At 57.1% G+C, this 17,795-nt stretch carries 15 protein-coding genes and 2 tRNA genes; 2 read left to right on the top strand and 15 right to left on the bottom strand.

Annotated features, from left to right (window positions below):
• Positions 1 to 106: 106 nt before the first annotated feature.
• From pnp to rlmE, 14 genes are all read right to left on the bottom strand, one after another.
• On the bottom strand, positions 107 to 2,227 hold the full coding sequence (pnp, locus tag D781_RS01915; RefSeq protein ID WP_015670617.1) for a polyribonucleotide nucleotidyltransferase: 2,121 nt from the start codon (positions 2,225 to 2,227) through the stop codon (positions 107 to 109).
• Between the two features lie 242 nt (positions 2,228 to 2,469).
• Positions 2,470 to 2,739 (bottom strand): 30S ribosomal protein S15, encoded by a 270-nt coding sequence (gene rpsO, locus D781_RS01910; protein ID WP_010279698.1) that lies wholly within the window; start codon positions 2,737 to 2,739, stop codon positions 2,470 to 2,472.
• 156 nt (positions 2,740 to 2,895) lie between these two features.
• A complete protein-coding gene (gene truB / locus D781_RS01905) occupies positions 2,896 to 3,840 on the bottom strand; it encodes a tRNA pseudouridine(55) synthase TruB (protein ID WP_015670616.1) in 945 nt (314 codons plus the stop codon).
• Positions 3,840 to 4,250, bottom strand: coding sequence for a 30S ribosome-binding factor RbfA (gene rbfA / locus D781_RS01900; protein ID WP_015670615.1), 411 nt, complete (start codon positions 4,248 to 4,250; stop codon positions 3,840 to 3,842). Before rbfA ends, truB begins: the two co-directional genes overlap by 1 nt.
• 68 nt (positions 4,251 to 4,318) lie before the next feature.
• Positions 4,319 to 7,006, bottom strand: a complete 2,688-nt coding sequence (gene infB, locus D781_RS01895) for a translation initiation factor IF-2 (protein ID WP_015670614.1) — start codon at positions 7,004 to 7,006, stop codon at positions 4,319 to 4,321.
• Between the two features lie 23 nt (positions 7,007 to 7,029).
• On the bottom strand, positions 7,030 to 8,535 hold the full coding sequence (nusA, locus tag D781_RS01890; protein ID WP_015670613.1) for a transcription termination factor NusA: 1,506 nt from the start codon (positions 8,533 to 8,535) through the stop codon (positions 7,030 to 7,032).
• Between the two features lie 21 nt (positions 8,536 to 8,556).
• Complete coding sequence (gene rimP, locus D781_RS01885; RefSeq protein ID WP_071823866.1) at positions 8,557 to 9,009, bottom strand: ribosome maturation factor RimP; 453 nt, start codon at positions 9,007 to 9,009, stop codon at positions 8,557 to 8,559.
• A 218-nt stretch (positions 9,010 to 9,227) separates the two neighbouring features.
• Positions 9,228 to 9,304 (bottom strand) — tRNA-Met (locus D781_RS01880).
• A gap of 60 nt (positions 9,305 to 9,364) precedes the next feature.
• Positions 9,365 to 9,451 (bottom strand) — tRNA-Leu (locus D781_RS01875).
• A 67-nt stretch (positions 9,452 to 9,518) separates the two neighbouring features.
• Positions 9,519 to 9,854 (bottom strand): preprotein translocase subunit SecG, encoded by a 336-nt coding sequence (gene secG, locus D781_RS01870; RefSeq protein ID WP_015670611.1) that lies wholly within the window; start codon positions 9,852 to 9,854, stop codon positions 9,519 to 9,521.
• A 237-nt stretch (positions 9,855 to 10,091) separates the two neighbouring features.
• Entirely contained in the window at positions 10,092 to 11,429 is a 1,338-nt protein-coding gene (gene glmM / locus D781_RS01865) for a phosphoglucosamine mutase (RefSeq protein WP_015670610.1), read from the bottom strand.
• A 4-nt stretch (positions 11,430 to 11,433) separates the two neighbouring features.
• Positions 11,434 to 12,270: a dihydropteroate synthase gene (folP, locus tag D781_RS01860; protein ID WP_015670609.1), complete on the bottom strand. Its 837-nt coding sequence runs from the start codon at positions 12,268 to 12,270 to the stop codon at positions 11,434 to 11,436.
• Positions 12,271 to 12,436: 166 nt separating this feature from the next.
• On the bottom strand, positions 12,437 to 14,368 hold the full coding sequence (gene ftsH, locus D781_RS01855) for an ATP-dependent zinc metalloprotease FtsH (protein WP_015670608.1): 1,932 nt from the start codon (positions 14,366 to 14,368) through the stop codon (positions 12,437 to 12,439).
• Positions 14,369 to 14,424: 56 nt separating this feature from the next.
• Positions 14,425 to 15,054 carry a 23S rRNA (uridine(2552)-2'-O)-methyltransferase RlmE gene (gene rlmE / locus D781_RS01850; protein ID WP_015670607.1) on the bottom strand — a complete coding sequence of 210 codons (630 nt, stop codon included), beginning with the start codon at positions 15,052 to 15,054 and terminating at the stop codon, positions 14,425 to 14,427.
• Between the two features lie 141 nt (positions 15,055 to 15,195).
• On the opposite strand from rlmE, the gene yhbY reads away from it, so the two are divergent.
• Positions 15,196 to 15,489: a ribosome assembly RNA-binding protein YhbY gene (yhbY, locus tag D781_RS01845; protein ID WP_015670606.1), complete on the top strand. Its 294-nt coding sequence runs from the start codon at positions 15,196 to 15,198 to the stop codon at positions 15,487 to 15,489.
• 114 nt (positions 15,490 to 15,603) lie between these two features.
• On the opposite strand, the gene greA is transcribed toward yhbY, so the two are convergent.
• Positions 15,604 to 16,080 carry a transcription elongation factor GreA gene (gene greA / locus D781_RS01840; RefSeq protein ID WP_015670605.1) on the bottom strand — a complete coding sequence of 159 codons (477 nt, stop codon included), beginning with the start codon at positions 16,078 to 16,080 and terminating at the stop codon, positions 15,604 to 15,606.
• A 256-nt stretch (positions 16,081 to 16,336) separates the two neighbouring features.
• On the opposite strand from greA, the gene dacB reads away from it, so the two are divergent.
• Positions 16,337 to 17,770, top strand: a complete 1,434-nt coding sequence (dacB, locus tag D781_RS01835) for a serine-type D-Ala-D-Ala carboxypeptidase (protein ID WP_015670604.1) — start codon at positions 16,337 to 16,339, stop codon at positions 17,768 to 17,770.
• Positions 17,771 to 17,795: the final 25 nt, after the last annotated feature.

The raw sequence follows: 17,795 nt of genomic DNA, 5'->3' as shown, positions 1-17,795 counted from the left end.
ATTGGATAACGTCCTGTCCTCCGCTTGCTAAAACGCGGATATCCTACCCGCGCGTATACGGACAGCCCCCGCCCTGCGGCGGGGAACTGTCAAAGCTGTGTTACAGTTATTCTGCTTCAGGCGCAGCAGGAGCCGCCTCTTCAGAGGCAGTGGCTTCCTTGATGCTCAGGCGCACACGGCCCTGGCGATCAACTTCCAGCACCTTAACCGGCACTTCCTGGCCCATCTGCAGATAGTCGGTCACTTTCTCAACGCGCTTGTCAGCGATCTGAGAAATGTGTACCAGACCTTCTTTACCGCCGCCGATGGCCACGAAGGCGCCGAAGTCAACGATACGGGTCACTTTACCCTGGTAGATACGGCCAACTTCGATCTCTGCGGTGATCTCTTCAATACGACGAATGGCGTATTTCGCTTTCTCACCGTCGGTCGCTGCGATTTTCACTGTACCATCATCTTCGATTTCAATGGTAGTGCCAGTCTCTTCGGTCAGCGCACGGATCACGGAGCCGCCTTTACCGATCACATCCTTAATCTTGTCCGGATTGATCTTCATGGTATGGATACGCGGTGCGAACTGAGAGATATCGCCGCGCGGCGTGCTGATCGCCTGTTCCATCACGCCCAGAATGTGCAGACGCGCACCCTTGGCCTGGTTCAGAGCCACCTGCATGATTTCGCGGGTGATGCCTTCAATTTTAATATCCATCTGCAGCGCGGTGATACCGTCACGGCTACCGGCCACTTTGAAGTCCATGTCGCCCAGGTGGTCTTCGTCACCCAGAATGTCTGACAGTACCACAAAGTTGTCGTCTTCTTTTACCAGACCCATGGCGATGCCCGCAACCGCTGCCTTGATCGGCACGCCTGCGTCCATCAGCGCCAGAGAGGCGCCACAGACGGAAGCCATGGAAGAAGAACCGTTGGATTCAGTGATCTCGGACACCACGCGAACGGTGTACGGGAAATCTTCCGGTTTAGGCATCATAGCCAATACGCCACGTTTCGCCAGGCGACCGTGACCAATTTCACGACGCTTCGGTGAACCGACCATGCCGGTTTCGCCCACGGAGTACGGAGGGAAGTTGTAGTGGAACAGGAAGCTGTCGGTCTTTTCGCCCATCAGCTCGTCCAGGTTCTGCGCGTCGCGTGCGGTGCCCAGGGTAGCGGTAACCAGCGCCTGCGTTTCGCCACGGGTGAACAGCGCGGAGCCGTGGGTACGCGGCAGTACGCCGGTGCGCACGTCCAGACCACGGATCATGTCTTTTTCACGGCCGTCGATACGCGGCTCGCCACGCAGTACGCGGCTACGCACCACGTTTTTCTCCAGATCGCTCAGCGCGTCCTGGATATCTGCTGCGTCCAGCGTCTCGTCCTGCTCCAGCAGCGCGGCGGTGACGTCTTCTTTGATGGCGTCAACCTGTGCGTAACGATCCTGCTTCTCAGTGATCTGGTAAGCATCGCCCAGACGGCTCTGCGCCAGCTCGGCCACGCGCGCCTGCAGCGCTTCGTTAACCGGAGTCGGCTGCCAGTCCCACTTAGGTTTGCCCACTTCGGCAACCAGTGAGTTGATGTTGTCGATAACCACCTGCTGCTGCTCGTGGCCGAACACCACGGCGCCCAGCATCTGGTCTTCGCTCAGCACTTCGGCTTCAGACTCAACCATCAGCACTGCGCCGGCGGTACCGGCAACCACCAGGTCCAGACGGCTCTCTTTCAGCTCGTCAACGGTCGGGTTCAGCACGTACTGGTCATTGACATAACCCACGCGCGCCGCGCCGATTGGGCCGTTGAACGGAATGCCGGACAGGCTCAGCGCGGCGGAGGCGCCGATCATCGCCACGATATCTGGGTTAACCTGCGGGTTAACGGAAACCACGGTCGCGATCACCTGCACTTCGTTCAGGAAGTGGTCCGGGAACAGTGGGCGGATTGGACGGTCAATCAGACGGGAGGTCAGGGTTTCGCCTTCGCTCGGACGGCCTTCACGACGGAAGAAGCTGCCCGGGATACGACCGGCGGCGTAGGTACGCTCCTGATAGTTAACGGTCAGCGGGAAGAAGCTCTGGCCTGGTTTGGCTTTTTTCTGGCCCACGACGGTAACGAATACGGCGGTGTCGTCCATGCTTACCATGACGGCGGCCGTCGCCTGACGCGCCATCATACCGGTCTCAATGGTGACGGTATGCTGGCCATACTGGAATTTGCGAATAGTCGGTGTCAGCAAAATTTTATCCTTAGATGTGGCGCGCAATCACCTCGACGGCTCGGCGCGCCAGTGAATCACTGACCTTCTCACTACATCCTCGCGACTAATGACAACCCTTATTCACCTGGCGGAATAAAGTCTCTCATTAGCCGCGCGAACCTCTGTAACGGAAGATCCTCGTTAGTACATTAACCTGATTTACTTATGCTTCCTAGAAGAAAGGGGCCAAAATAGGCCCCTTTCCACTGAAACTGGTTCGATTAGCGACGCAGGCCCAGACGCTCGATCAGGCTGGTGTAACGTGCTACATCTTTACGCTTCAGGTAGTCCAGCAGCTTACGACGCTGAGAAACCATACGCAGCAGACCACGACGGCTGTGGTGATCTTTTTTGTGCTCGGAGAAGTGGCCTTGCAGATGGTTAATCTGCGCGGTCAGCAGGGCAACCTGAACTTCGGTAGAACCGCTGTCGTTAGTACCACGACCGAAATCAGCTACGATTTTAGCTTTAGCTTCAACACTTAGAGACATTGTAATACTCCAAATTATAGATAAAAAATGCAGGCGCCGATCTCTAATTCAGCAGCCCGATAATTGGGCCATGCCCCTCAAGCGAGAGTCATGGCCCAAGCTGCGTCATTCTACTCTTAGCGCAGAACGATCGCAAGATGAGGCGTTTTTCGCCGATCAGTCGAAATGCTCGACAACCAGACGCTTAGGCGCCACACGACCGTCGTCGGCAATCTCGCCGACGCCGATAAACTTATGCGCGTCGCCTTCGGTGATGCGCACCATGCCGGAATCCGGCGCGCCGGCGGCCTGCACCGGCTGGCCCTGCTTGACGTAACCGGCCACCGCCGGCAGCAGGTTCACTTCCGGGAAGTCGGCGCACGGGCTGTCCATCGGCATCAGCAGCGGATCGAGCAGCTCGCCCGGCGCTACGCCTTCGGCCTGCGCCTGTTCCAGCAGCGCGTTCAGCTGCTCCAGCGTCACCATCCGTTCGATCGGGTACTTCGCCACCTGCAGACGGCGCAGATAAATCACGTGCGCGCCGCAGCCCAGCAGTTCGCCTAGGTCGTCGGTAATGGTGCGGATATAGGTGCCTTTGGAGCAGTGAACTTCCAGCTCCAGCTCATCGCCTTCCCAGCGGATAAACTTCAGCTCGTAGACCGTAATGCTGCGCGCTTCGCGCGGCACTTCAATGCCCTGGCGCGCATATTCGTACAGTTTTTTACCCTGATACTTCAGCGCGGAGTACATCGACGGCACCTGCTGGATATCACCGCGGAAGGTCTCCAGCGCCGCATCAAGCTGCTGTTGGGTGATATTCACCGGGCGTTCCTGCACGATCTGACCGTCCGCGTCCGAGGTGTCGGTACGCTGCCCCAGGCGGGCAATCACCCGATAGCGCTTGTCGGAATCCAGCAGGAACTGGGAAAACTTGGTGGCTTCCCCCAGGCAGATCGGCAGCATGCCGGTCGCCAGCGGGTCGAGCGCGCCGGTATGGCCCGCACGGTTGGCGTTATAGCAACGCTTTACTTTTTGCAGCGCGTCGTTGGAGGACAGGCCCTGCGGCTTGTCCAGCAACAGTACGCCGTGGATATCGCGGCCGCGGCGACGAGGGCGACTCATTAAGCCTCCTCGTCATCGCCTGATGCGGAGCGACGCTCGGCATCATTTTTCACCACGTTGCTCACCAGGTTGGACATACGCATGCCTTCAACCAGCGAGTTGTCGTACGCGAAGGTCAGCTCCGGCACCACACGCAGGCGCATCGCCTTGCCCAGCAGCGTGCGGATATAGCCGGACGCGTCCTGCAACGCCTTAACGCCCTTATTCACCAGATCGGGATCGTGGTTTTCCGTCAGCACATTGAGGAAGGTAACGTAAACTTTGGCGTACGCCAGATCGCGGGAAATTTCAACGCCGGAAACGGTCGCCATGCCTACGCGTGGATCTTTGATTTCACGCTGCAGAATGATCGCAATCTCTTTCTGCATCTCTTGCGCGACGCGCTGGCCGCGGCTGAATTCTTTTGCCATGTTATTTTCTCCAGACAAATCGGGGGGCACAAAGGCCCCCCAGAACAGATTAAGCAGATGTGCAACCGTTAATCGATGGTGCGCTGGATCTCGATGATTTCGAAGACTTCGATCATGTCGCCAACGCGCACGTCGTTGTAGTTCTTCACGCCGATACCACATTCCATGCCGTTACGGACTTCGTTAACGTCATCTTTGAAGCGACGCAGGGATTCCAGCTCGCCTTCATAGATAACCACGTTGTCGCGCAGGACGCGGATTGGGTTGTGACGCTTGATGTTGCCTTCGGTAACCATACAGCCGGCGATAGCGCCAAATTTCGGTGATTTGAACACGTCACGCACTTCGGCCAGGCCGATAATCTGCTGTTTGTACTCAGGTGCCAGCATGCCGCTCATCGCCTGCTTCACTTCGTCAATCAGGCTATAGATGACGGAGTAGTAACGCAGATCCAGGCTTTCTGCTTCGATCACGCGGCGCGCAGAAGCGTCGGCACGCACGTTGAAGCCCAGGATGATGGCGTTGGATGCCGCAGCCAGCGTCGCGTCGGTTTCGGTGATGCCACCTACGCCGGAGCCGACAATCTTCACCTTCACTTCGTCGGTGGACAGCTTCATCAACGCATCGCTGATCGCTTCGCAAGAGCCCTGTACGTCGGACTTCAGCACGATGTTCAGCTCGGAAACCTCACCGTCGGTCATGTTGGAGAACATGTTTTCCAGTTTGGATTTCTGCTGACGCGCCAGTTTGACTTCGCGGAATTTGCCCTGACGATACAGCGCCACTTCACGCGCTTTCTTCTCGTCACGCACCACGGTCGCTTCATCACCCGCCGCCGGAACGCTGGACAGACCCAGAATTTCCACCGGGATGGATGGGCCGGCTGAGGTCACTTCACGACCCAGCTCGTCGCGCATCGCACGCACGCGGCCGTATTCGAAGCCACACAGGACGATATCGCCTTTGTTCAGCGTACCTTCCTGTACCAGCACGGTCGCTACCGGACCGCGGCCTTTATCCAGGAAGGATTCGATGACCACGCCGCTCGCCATACCGGTGCGCACCGCTTTCAGTTCAAGAACTTCAGCCTGCAGCAGGATAGCGTCCAGCAGCTCATCGATGCCGGTGCCTGCTTTCGCAGATACGTGGACGAACTGCGCTTCACCGCCCCACTCTTCCGGCATGACGCCGTACTGGGACAGTTCGTTCTTCACGCGCTCAGGATCGGCTTCCGGCTTGTCAATCTTGTTGACCGCCACCACCAGTGGCACCTTGGCCGCTTTCGCGTGCTGGATAGCCTCGATGGTCTGCGGCATTACGCCGTCGTCCGCCGCCACCACCAGAACCACGATATCGGTCGCCTGAGCACCGCGGGCACGCATGGAGGTAAACGCGGCGTGGCCCGGGGTATCCAGGAAGGTGATCATGCCGTTATCGGTTTCAACGTGGTAAGCACCGATATGCTGGGTAATGCCGCCCGCTTCGCCCGATGCCACCTTGGTGGAACGGATATAGTCCAGCAGAGAGGTTTTACCGTGGTCAACGTGGCCCATGATGGTCACGACCGGCGCACGCGGTTCAGCAGCGGCTGCACCGGTGTCGCGATCGCTCATCAGCGCTTCTTCCAGCTCGTTCTCACGACGCAGGATAACTTTGTGGCCCATCTCTTCGGCAACCAGCTGTGCGGTTTCCTGATCGATAACCTGGTTGATGGTCGCCATCGCGCCCAGCTTCATCATGGTTTTGATAACCTGGGAGCCTTTCACCGCCATTTTGTTGGCCAGTTCGGCCACGGTGATGGTTTCGCCAATCACCACGTCGCGGTTAACCACCTGAGCCGGCTTGTTGAAGCCCTGCTGCAGGGTGCTTGGCTTACGGCGGCCTTTACCACCACGGGTAACGGCGCGCGCTTCTTCGCGATCCGCTTTGGATTCGGACAGCTTGCTGCCTTTCTTCTGCTTGGCGGATTTGCCGCCGCGGCTGCGGCTGCGGCGATCGCCTTCAACCTTGGCATCGTTCTCATCTTCCGCGGCACGCGCGTGCTGGGAGGTGGTCACGTGGTAGTCTGCAGTCTCAGACTCGGAGGTTTTTTCAGCGGCTGCCCACTTCTCGCCGTTTTCTTCCGCCATGCGGCGCGCTTCTTCAGCAACGCGCTTGGCTTCTTCTTCCACCTTGCGGCGCACTTCTTCTTCGGCTTTACGCTTCAGTTCTGCGGCTTCGGCTTCGCGGCGCGCTTTTTCAGCCTGAGCTGGCTTGGTCATTTCGTCGGTTTGTTGATTGGTCACTTTTTCTTTTTCCGCTGCATCACGCTTAGCAATTTCTGCGGCCTCACGTTTGGCTTGCTCTTCGGCTGCGCGCTTCGCTTCTGCTTCGCGTTTGGCGAGCTCTTCCGCTTCGCGCCGTGCCTGCTCTTCCGCTTCACGCTGTGCCTGCTCTGCCGCTTCCGCCTGTTGAGCTTCTTGCGTATCGCGATTTACATAAGTGCGTTTCTTGCGGACCTCAATTTGCACCGATTTACTCTTACCGCCGGTGCTCGGGATATTCAAGGTGCTGCGCGTTTTACGCTGCAGCGTCAGTTTACTCGGCGCGCTGCCGTGCTCACGGTTCAGGTGCGCCAGTAAGGTTTCTTTCTCTTGCTGGGTAACAGAGTCGGTTTCAGACTTGTTGATCCCTGCATCAGCAAACTGCTGTACCAGGCGATCAACCGGAGTCTGAATCTCTGCTGCCAGCGATTTTACGGTTACATCTGTCGTCATGCTGTTCCTTCCTGCTACAGTTATTACGCGTTGTCGCCAAACCAACAGATATTACGGGCGGCCATGATCAGCTCGCCGGCTTGCTCATCGTCAAGCCCTTCAATATCAGCCAGATCGTCAACACCCTGCTCGGCAAGATCTTCCAGCGTACAAACCCCACGCGCGGCCAGTTTAAAGGCCATGCTGCGCTCAAGCCCTGGCAGGCTGAGCAGGTCTTCAGCAGGCTTCTGGTCACCCAGGCTTTCTTCCTGAGCCAGTGCCAGCGTGGTCAATGCAGCTTTGGCGCGATCGCGCAACGCTTCAACCGTATCTTCATCCAGACCGTCGATTTCCAGCAGCTCATTGATTGGCACATACGCCAACTCTTCAAGCGTTGAGAAGCCTTCTTCGACCAGTACGGTGGCGAACTCTTCGTCGATATCAAGATACTTGGTGAAGGTATCAATGGCGGCATGAGCCTCGGCCTGGTGTTTGGCCTGCAGATCGTCCGCCGTCATCACGTTCAGTTCCCAGCCGCTGAGCTGAGAAGCCAAACGCACGTTTTGGCCGTTACGGCCGATCGCCTGTGCCAGATTGCTGGCTTCAACGGCAATATCCATAGTGTGCTTGTCTTCGTCCACCACGATAGAGGCGACGTCTGCCGGCGCCATGGCGTTGATCACGAACTGCGCAGGATTGTCGTCCCACAGCACAATATCAATACGCTCGCCGCCCAGTTCGCTCGATACGGCCTGAACGCGAGCCCCGCGCATCCCCACGCAGGCGCCGACCGGGTCGATACGCTTGTCGTTGGTTTTCACGGCAATTTTCGCACGGGAACCCGGATCGCGGGCTGCCGCTTTAATTTCGAGCACTTCTTCGCCGATTTCCGGCACTTCGATGCGGAACAGCTCAATCAACATTTCCGGACGGGAACGGCTGACGAACAGCTGCGCGCCGCGCGCTTCAGGACGCACCGCATACAGTACGCCGCGGATGCGGTCGCCCGGACGGAAGTTCTCACGCGGCAGCATGTCCTCACGCAGGATCACGGCTTCCGCACTGGTGCCGCTGCCGTCAGAGGCTTTGATATCCAGGGAGATGTTGTCGCGGTTTACTTTTTTCACCACGCCGGTGATGATTTCGCCTTCGTGACCGCGGAATGCGTCGACCACCATCGCACGCTCGGCTTCACGCACCTTCTGGACGATAACCTGCTTCGCGGTTTGGGTGGTGATGCGGTCGAAGGTCACGGATTCGATCTGATCTTCGATAAAACCGCCCAGCTCGATGCTCGGGTCTTCAAACTGCGCGGCTTCCAGCGTGATTTCACGCGTTGGCTGGGTCACTTCGTCTACGGCAACCCAACGGCGGAAGGTGTCGAAGTCGCCGGTTCTGCGATCGATGCTAACGCGAACGTCGATTTCCTGCTCGTATTTTTTCTTGGTTGCGGTGGCTAATGCGGTTTCCAACGCTTCAAAAATCTTCTCACGCGGAAGGGATTTCTCATTGGAAACTGCTTCAACAACAGCCAGAATCTCTTTATTCATCCTAGTTGCCTCATCCAAACTTTAAAAGTGGGGTACCAGATTCGCTTTCTGAATATTGCTCAGCGCGAACACTTCATCTTTCCCATCCACAGTAACCGTGATCATTTCGCCATCGACGGACTTGATGATGCCCTGCCATTTGCGACGGTTCTGTACCGCCATGCGCAGCACCATACTGACTTCTTCACCGAGGAAACGCGTGTAGTGTTCTGCGGTGAACATCGGGCGATCAAGGCCAGGAGAGGAGACTTCCAAGTTGTAAGCGACGGTGATCGGATCTTCAACGTCCAGCACCGCGCTGACCTGGTGGCTGACATCAGCACAATCATCAACATTGATGCCGTCATCACTATCAATATAGATGCGGAGCGTAGATTGGCGCGCACGAATAAATTCGATGCCTACAAGCTCAAAGCCCAACGCCTCTACCGGTGCCGACAGCATCTCTGTTAATTTTTGCTCTAACGTGGACAAGCCCACCCCCAAGACATAAAAAAAGGGCTAAATAGCCCAGTGATTCTGTTGCCAAATAACAAAAAACCCCGAAAAATCGGGGCTTTATGCAACTGGACCCTGTTTGCCGCGCTGCGGCTTCGGTACAACTTTCTGACAAGTGTCATTTTCAAATGTTGTTCGAGAAAAGCGGATTCAATCGAAATAGTGTATTTGAAAATAAACACTTCAAAGGAAAGTGGTTGCGGGGGCCGGATTTGAACCGACGACCTTCGGGTTATGAGCCCGACGAGCTACCAGGCTGCTCCACCCCGCGTCCGAAATCGTGGCAAATACTACGCTGATAATCGCAAAATTGCAAGTTATCTCTGGGATTTGGTACCGAGGATGGGACTCGAACCCACAAGCCCGTTAGGGCACTACCACCTCAAGGTAGCGTGTCTACCAATTCCACCACCTCGGTACTGATTCTTTTACTGCTACGGCCGTTGATGCCTGACACCAACCACCGTTTAAAACTTTTTTGCTGCTTACTGCGGGATATCGCTGCTCGGCTTGGCTGGTGCCGCCGGCGCGGTAGTCTGCTCGGTTTTCACCGGCTGACCGAGGTTTTCCCACTCGCTGCCTTTTTTGCTCTGGTTGCTGCTCAGGTTGCCCAGAATCAGGCTGATGACGAAGAACAGCGTCGCCAGCACGGCCGTCATGCGGGTCATGAAGTTACCGGAACCACTCGAACCGAACAATGTGCCAGATGCACCTGCTCCGAATGAGGCTCCCATATCAGCGCCTTTACCTTGCTGCAGCATGATCATAGCAACAAGCCCGATCGAAACCAGCAGGAAAATTACCAGAAGAGCTTCGTACATAGTCGTACCCGTATCCTTGCGGCATCACCGCGTGCCAAATGCTTCTCGCCCCATAAGCTTCTAGTCAGAAGTCGCAGACGTTATGTAAAACCGCCTATTGGAGCGGGTGTGAATACTAACCAAAGGCGTCACAGCGCGCAAGGGCAATTTACCGCCACCGGCGCGATTGCGGAAAAAAACAGCAACCCGCGGCCATTTACCCGCCCAAACGCACGGTTTGGGCGTTAACCGCCTGTTTTAACCTGCAGATTTCACCGCGTCGGCGATGCGGTTCGCCAGCTCGGTCACCTGTTTTTCGTCTTCGCCTTCCACCATCACGCGGATCAGCGGTTCCGTACCGGATTTACGCAGCAGTACGCGACCGCGGCCGTTCAGTTCGGCCTCCACGCTTTTGGTGACGCTGACGACGGCGTCCGACTCCAGCGGATTATGCTCGCCGGCAAAGCGCACGTTCACCAGCACCTGCGGCAGCAGCTGCATGCCGCTGCACAGGTCGTGCAGGCTCATGCTGTTGCGCACCATGGCGGTCAGCACCTGCAGGCCGGCCACAATGCCGTCGCCGGTGGTGGTTTTATCCAGCAGGATCACATGGCCGGAGTTCTCTGCGCCGATGCGCCAGCCCAGCTCCTGCAGTTTTTCCAGCACGTAGCGGTCGCCGACTTTGGCGCGGGCAAACGGAATGCCCAACTGCTTCAGCGCCAGCTCCAATCCCATATTGCTCATCAGCGTGCCGACCGCACCGCCGCGCAGCTGGCCCTGGCGCAGCCCTTCGCGCGCGATGATGTACAGGATCTGATCGCCGTCCACCTTATTGCCCAGGTGATCCACCATCATCACCCGGTCGCCGTCGCCGTCAAACGCCAGGCCGACGTGGGCTTTTTCCGCCAGTACGCGCTCTTGCAGCTGACGCACGTCGGTCGCGCCGCACTTCTCGTTGATGTTCATGCCGTCCGGCTCGCAGCCGATGGCGATCACGTTGGCGCCCAGCTCGCGCAACACGCTCGGCGCGATGTGGTAGGTCGCCCCGTTGGCGCAGTCAACGACGATCTTCAAGCCTTTCAGGCTCAGTTCACTGGGGAAGGTGCCCTTGCAAAATTCGATGTAGCGCCCTGCGGCGTCGATAATGCGGCTGGCTTTGCCCAGCTCGGCCGACTCTACGCAGGTCAGCGGCTTTTCCATCTCGGCTTCAATCGCCTCCTCCACGTGGTCCGGCAGTTTGGCGCCGTCGATGGAGAAGAACTTGATACCGTTGTCGTAATACGGGTTATGCGACGCGGAAATCACGATGCCGGCCTCGGCGCGGAAGGTGCGCGTCAGGTAGGCAACCGCCGGCGTCGGCATCGGGCCGGTGAAGGACGCGGACAGGCCTGCGGCGGCCAGGCCGGCCTCCAGCGCCGACTCCAGCATATAGCCGGAAATGCGGGTGTCCTTGCCGATGATGATTTTGCGTGAGCCATGGCGCGCCAGCACTTTACCCGCAGCCCAGCCGAGCTTAAGGACAAAATCCGGAGTAATCGGGCTGTCGCCGACCTTCCCACGAATGCCGTCGGTACCAAAATATTTACGCTCGCTCATGTCTCTACTGTCCCTTAGCTGAAAGTGTTGCCTCGACGACGCGCATCGCCTCGACGGTTTCTTTAACATCATGCACTCTGACAATCTGCGCGCCCTGCATCGCGGCAATCACCGCGCAGGCGACGCTACCGATCGTCCGCTGTTCCGGCGGTACGTTCAGCAGTTGTCCAATCATCGATTTACGCGACATACCGACCAGCAGCGGCAGGCCGAAATGATGAAATTCCGACAGTCGGGCCAGAAGCTGATAATTATGCGCTAAATTCTTACCGAAACCGAAGCCCGGGTCGAGCAACAATTTCTGTTTTGCTATGCCCGCCGCAGTACAGCGTGCAATATGCTGCTGGAAAAAGGCGTTCACCTCCCCCATCAGATCGTCATAATGCGGCGCCTGCTGCATGGTGCGCGGCTCACCCTGCATATGCATCAGGCATACCGGCAGCCCGCTGTCCACCGCCGCCTCCAGTGCGCCAGGTTCCTGCAGCGAGCGCACATCGTTGATCAGATGCGCGCCGGCGCTGGCCGACTCGCGGATCACGCCTGGTTTGGAGGTGTCGACGGAAATAAAGACCTCAAAACGCCGGGCGATGGCCTCCACCACCGGCACCACCCGCTCGATCTCCTCTTCCTCGCTCACCTCCGCCGCACCGGGACGGGTTGACTCGCCGCCAACGTCAATCATGGTGGCGCCGGCGGAAATCAGCGCGTGAGCATGCAACAGAGCGTCGTTCAGCGAATTGTGGCGACCTCCGTCGGAGAACGAGTCTGGAGTCACATTGAGGATGCCCATCACCCGAGGATGGGAGAGATCAAAAGTCATATCGCGCACGGTTAATTGCATGAAGATTTCACCTTACTGTCTGTTGCTGATTCACTGCCGGGCGGGCAAAAGGGCCGGGCCGTCTGATACGGCGGCCTGGCGGTGGCCGATTATACGGCCGCGCCGCAGATGACGGGCGAAAAAAAACCCCGGCATGCCGGGGTTTGATGTTATTACACAGTCGATGTTACTTGTCGAGCTGTTCAGACAGAGGATTGCCTGGATTCGGCGTCCGCGGCTCATCAACCGGCGTCGGGGCTTTCGGGGTGCCGCCGTTGTCGGAGTTGTTGCCTTTGTTCGGATCGTCCCAGCCTGCCGGCGGACGGACGTCCTTGCGGTTCATCAAATCGTCAATCTGCGGCGCGTCGATGGTTTCATACTTCATCAGGGCATCTTTCATTGAATGCAGGATGTCCATGTTTTCCATCAACAGCGTGCGAGCACGCACGTAGTTGCGTTCGATCAGGGATTTCACTTCCTGGTCGATAATGCGCGCCGTTTCGTCCGACATGTGTTTCGCCTTGGCCACGGAGCGGCCCAGGAACACTTCTCCCTCTTCTTCCGCGTACAGCAGCGGCCCCAGCTTCTCGGAGAAGCCCCATTGGGTCACCATGTTGCGGGCGATGGAGGTCGCCACTTTAATGTCGTTCGATGCGCCGGTAGAGACGTGCTCTGCACCGTAAATAATCTCTTCCGCCAGACGACCGCCGTACAGGGTGGAGATTTGGCTCTCCAGCTTCTGACGGCTGGCGCTGATGGCATCGCCTTCAGGCAGGAAGAAGGTCACGCCGAGCGCACGGCCGCGCGGAATAATCGTCACTTTGTGCACCGGATCGTGTTCCGGCACCAGACGGCCGATAATGGCGTGGCCGGCTTCGTGGTACGCGGTCGACTCTTTCTGCGCTTCGGTCATCACCATGGAGCGACGTTCCGCACCCATCATGATTTTGTCTTTGGCCTTTTCGAACTCAACCATCGACACCACACGCTTGTTGCCGCGGGCGGCAAACAGCGCCGCTTCGTTGACCAGGTTGGCCAGATCCGCACCGGAGAAGCCCGGCGTACCGCGCGCAATCACGGAGGCGTCGATATCCGCCGCCAGCGGGACGCGGCGCATGTGCACCTTCAGAATCTGCTCACGACCACGCACATCCGGCAGACCGACCACCACCTGGCGGTCGAAACGGCCCGGACGCAGCAGCGCAGGGTCAAGCACGTCCGGACGGTTGGTCGCCGCGATGACGATGATGCCTTCGTTGCCTTCAAAGCCGTCCATCTCAACCAGCATTTGGTTCAGCGTCTGCTCACGTTCATCGTGACCGCCGCCCAGACCGGCGCCACGCTGGCGGCCGACGGCGTCGATTTCATCGATAAAGATGATGCAAGGCGCGGCTTTTTTCGCCTGTTCGAACATATCACGTACGCGGGATGCACCCACGCCGACAAACATTTCCACGAAGTCGGAACCGGAGATGGTAAAGAACGGCACTTTCGCCTCGCCGGCGATGGCTTTCGCCAGCAACGTTTTACCGGTACCCGGCGGGCCAACCATCAGCACGCCTTTCGGAATCTTACCGCCCAGTTTCTGGAAACGGCTCGGTTCGCGCAGGTATTCAACCAGCTCGCTTACTTCTTCTTTTGCTTCGTCGCAGCCGGCGACATCCGCAAAGGTGGTTTTGATCTGATCTTCAGTCAGCATACGGGCCTTGCTCTTGCCGAAGGACATCGCGCCCTTACCGCCGCCGCCCTGCATTTGCCGCATAAAGAAGATCCAGACCCCGATCAGCAACAGCATCGGGAACCATGAAATAAAGATAGAAGCCAGCAAACTCGGCTCTTCCGGCGGTTCACCGACAACTTTCACATTCTTCGTCAGTAACGTATCCAACAGCTTGGGATCGTTGACGGGGATATAAGTCGTGTATCGGTTACTATCTTTCTTGGTAACGTTGATCTCACGTCCGTTAATTCGCGCTTCGCGAACCTGATCCTGGGTCAGTTCGGACATGAAGGTAGAGTAATCCACCCTACGGCCATTCGACTCGCTGGGCCCAAAGCTCTGGAATACGGACATCAGCACAACTGCGATGACCAGCCAGAGAATTAGGTTTTTCGCCATGTCACTCAAGGGATTAACCTCATATTACAACTGTGTTAACAAACAGCGTTAGGGTACTACAGTTTGCGCCCTGTCGCTACAATGTACACTTCACGCGAACGAGCGCGCGAAGCGTCTGGCTTACGAATCTTAACCTTCGTAAACAGGGAGCGAATTTCCCGTAGGTACTCGTCAAAGCCATCTCCCTGGAACACCTTCACCAGGAAACTTCCGCCTGGTGCGAGGACATCACGACACATTTCCAGTGCTAATTCCACCAGATACATCGATCTTGGAATATCGACCGCCGGGTTGCCACTCATATTCGGGGCCATATCGGACATGACCACCTGAACCTTCTTTTCACCTACGCGATCCAGCAGTGCCTTCAGCACCAGTTCATCACGAAAATCTCCTTGGAGGAAATCGACGCCAACGATAGGATCCATCGGTAAAATATCACAGGCGATAATTCGCCCAGAACCGCCGATCTGGGTAACGACATACTGCGACCAGCCGCCCGGCGCCGCCCCCAAATCAACCACCGTCATACCCGGTTTAAACAGCTTGTCACTCTGCTGTATTTCATCCAGTTTAAACCAGGCGCGCGAGCGCAGCCCTTTTTTCTGCGCCTGCTGCACATATTTGTCGCTAAAGTGTTCCTGAAGCCAGCGGCTAGAACTGGCCGAACGCTTTTTACCTGTCATCGAGTTTCCAACTATCCTAAAAAGAGACTTATGCCAAGTTCGCTGCTCATATTGCCATCACGGTGCAAGACCGATTTGGTGATACCCATGAGATGGCGGTAGAATGTACCGTTTTCAATCCCAACTTAAGCAAAAAAGACAATGAATCTGAATAATAAACAAAAACAGCACCTGAAAGGCCTGGCGCATCCGTTAAAACCGGTCGTGATGCTGGGCAATAACGGTCTCACCGAAGGGGTGCTGGCTGAAATTGAGCAGGCGCTGACGCATCATGAGCTGATCAAAGTGAAAATCGCGACGGAAGATCGCGAAACCAAAGCTTTGATCGCTGACGCCATCGTGCGTGAAACAAAAGCCTGCAACGTACAGATTATCGGTAATACCCTTATTCTTTACCGCCCTTCTGAAGAGCGCAAGATCAGTCTACCGCGTTAAGTGTCGTCACTTTAACGAAAAGGTGCCATGCACCTGCACCTGATAAAAGGCCGCCACGCGGCCTTTTTCCTTTCTTTACAAAACCCTGCTTAACTTCTGAACAACCGCGGTCAATCAGAGGTATTCCACCTTCAGGATTTCGTATTCCACATCGCCGCCCGGCGTTTTAATCACCACCACGTCGTCTTGTTCTTTACCGATTAAACCACGCGCCATCGGAGAGTTTACCGAAATCAGATTTTTCTTGAAGTCGGCTTCGTCGTCACCCACGATGCGGTAGGTCACTTCGTCTTCGGTATCCAGGTTCAGCACCGATACCGTCGCGCCGAAAATTACCCGGCCGTTGTTCGGCATTTTTGTGACATCGATCACCTGCGCGTTCGACAGCTTGGCTTCAATTTCCTGAATTCGTCCTTCGCAGAACCCCTGCTGCTCACGCGCCGCATGGTACTCCGCGTTTTCTTTCAGATCGCCGTGTTCACGCGCTTCCGCGATGTCCGCAATGATTTTCGGACGGCGAACGCCTTTTAAATATTCCAGTTCTTCGCGCAATTTTTCTGCGCCAAACAGGGTCATCGGAATCTGTTGCATAATTTCACTACCTCTAAATCTTTCCTGTTCAAATAGCCGTCATCCTGACGTATTCGTATGAAAACACGGATGGCTATCGCCAGCCGCCTCCAGGCGACAAACAAAAGAACCCTAACCCGGAAAATTCTTCCAAGTCAGGATCGATTTTGCATTTTGATACGCATTTTAGCGTAGAGTTCCTTAAGGGTCATCGTTTACTTTTTCCCTGAATGCGCCGTAGTATGACGGCACGTTACCCAGCAGTTAGCCAGAGATTATGCGTTTTTCACGAATTGTCAGTGCATTGGCGTGCGCATTCGTTTTGAATGTCAACGCCGCCCCGGTTGAAGATTACACACAATATTTGCCTGATGGAGCCAACCTTGCCCTGATGGTTCAAAAAGTCGGCGCTACTTCGCCGACGATTGATTACCATGCCCAGCAGATGGCGCTGCCCGCGAGTACACAGAAAGTACTGACCGCGCTGGCGGCCCTGTTGCAGCTCGGCCCTGACTATCGCTTTACCACCACGTTGGAAAGCCAGGGCAAAATTGACAATGGCGTACTGCGCGGCAATCTGATCGCCCGCTTCGGCGGCGACCCGACCTTTAAACGCCAGAGCCTGCGCAATATGGTCGCCGAGCTGAAAAAACAGGGCGTCAAACAAATCAGCGGCGACGTGCTGGTCGATACCTCGGTATTCGCCAGCCATGACAAAGCGCCCGGCTGGCCGTGGAACGATATGACGCAGTGCTTCAGCGCCCCGCCGGCGGCGGCGATCGTCGACCGCAACTGCTTCTCGGTATCGCTGTACAGCGCGGCCAAACCGGGCGATATCGCCTTTATCCGCGTCGCCTCTTATTACCCGGTCAATATGTTCAGCCAGGTGCGTACGCTGGCCAAAGGCTCGCCGGACGCCCAATACTGCGAGCTGGACGTGGTGCCGGGCGAACTGAACCGCTTTACCCTGACCGGCTGCCTGACGCAGCGCAGCGATCCGCTGCCGCTGGCGTTCGCCATTCAGGACGGGGCCAGCTACGCCGGCGCCATTCTGAAAGATGAGCTGACCCAGGCCGGCATCCAGATTGACGGCCATCTGAAGCGTCAGACCCAGCCGGGTATGAGCGGCACGGTGATTGCCCGCACCCAGTCGGCGCCGCTGCACGACCTGCTGAAGGTGATGCTGAAAAAATCTGACAATATGATCGCCGATACCGTATTCCGCACTATCGGCCACGAACGCTTCGGCGTACCGGGCACCTGGCGCGCCGGCGCCGACGCGGTGCGTCAGGTGCTGCGTCAGAAAGCCGGGGTCGATCTGGGTAACAGCATCGTGGTGGACGGCTCCGGCCTGTCGCGCCATAACCTGCTGGCGCCGGCGACCATGATGCAGGCGCTGCAATATATCGCCCAGCATGACAACGAGCTGGACTTTATCTCAATGCTGCCGCTGGCCGGCTACGACGGCACGCTGCGCTACCGCGGCGGCCTGCATGAGGCCGGCGTGGATGGTAAAGTCTCGGCGAAAACCGGCGCGCTGCAGGGGGTCTATAATCTGGCAGGCTTTATCACCACCGCCAGCGGCCAGCGTATGGCGTTTGTACAGTATCTGTCGGGCTACGCCGTACCGCCGGAAGATCAGCGTCAGCGCCGGATCCCGCTGGTGCGCTTTGAAAGCCGGCTGTATCGGGATATTTATCAAAATAACTGAGTAACCAACCCATGGGAGCCCCAAC

It is taken from the genome of Serratia sp. FGI94 (assembly GCF_000330865.1).
Lineage (GTDB): Bacteria > Pseudomonadota > Gammaproteobacteria > Enterobacterales > Enterobacteriaceae > Serratia_B > Serratia_B rubidaea.
Note: the sequence above shows the minus strand (reverse complement) of the source record. Positions and strands in the feature narration are given on the sequence as shown.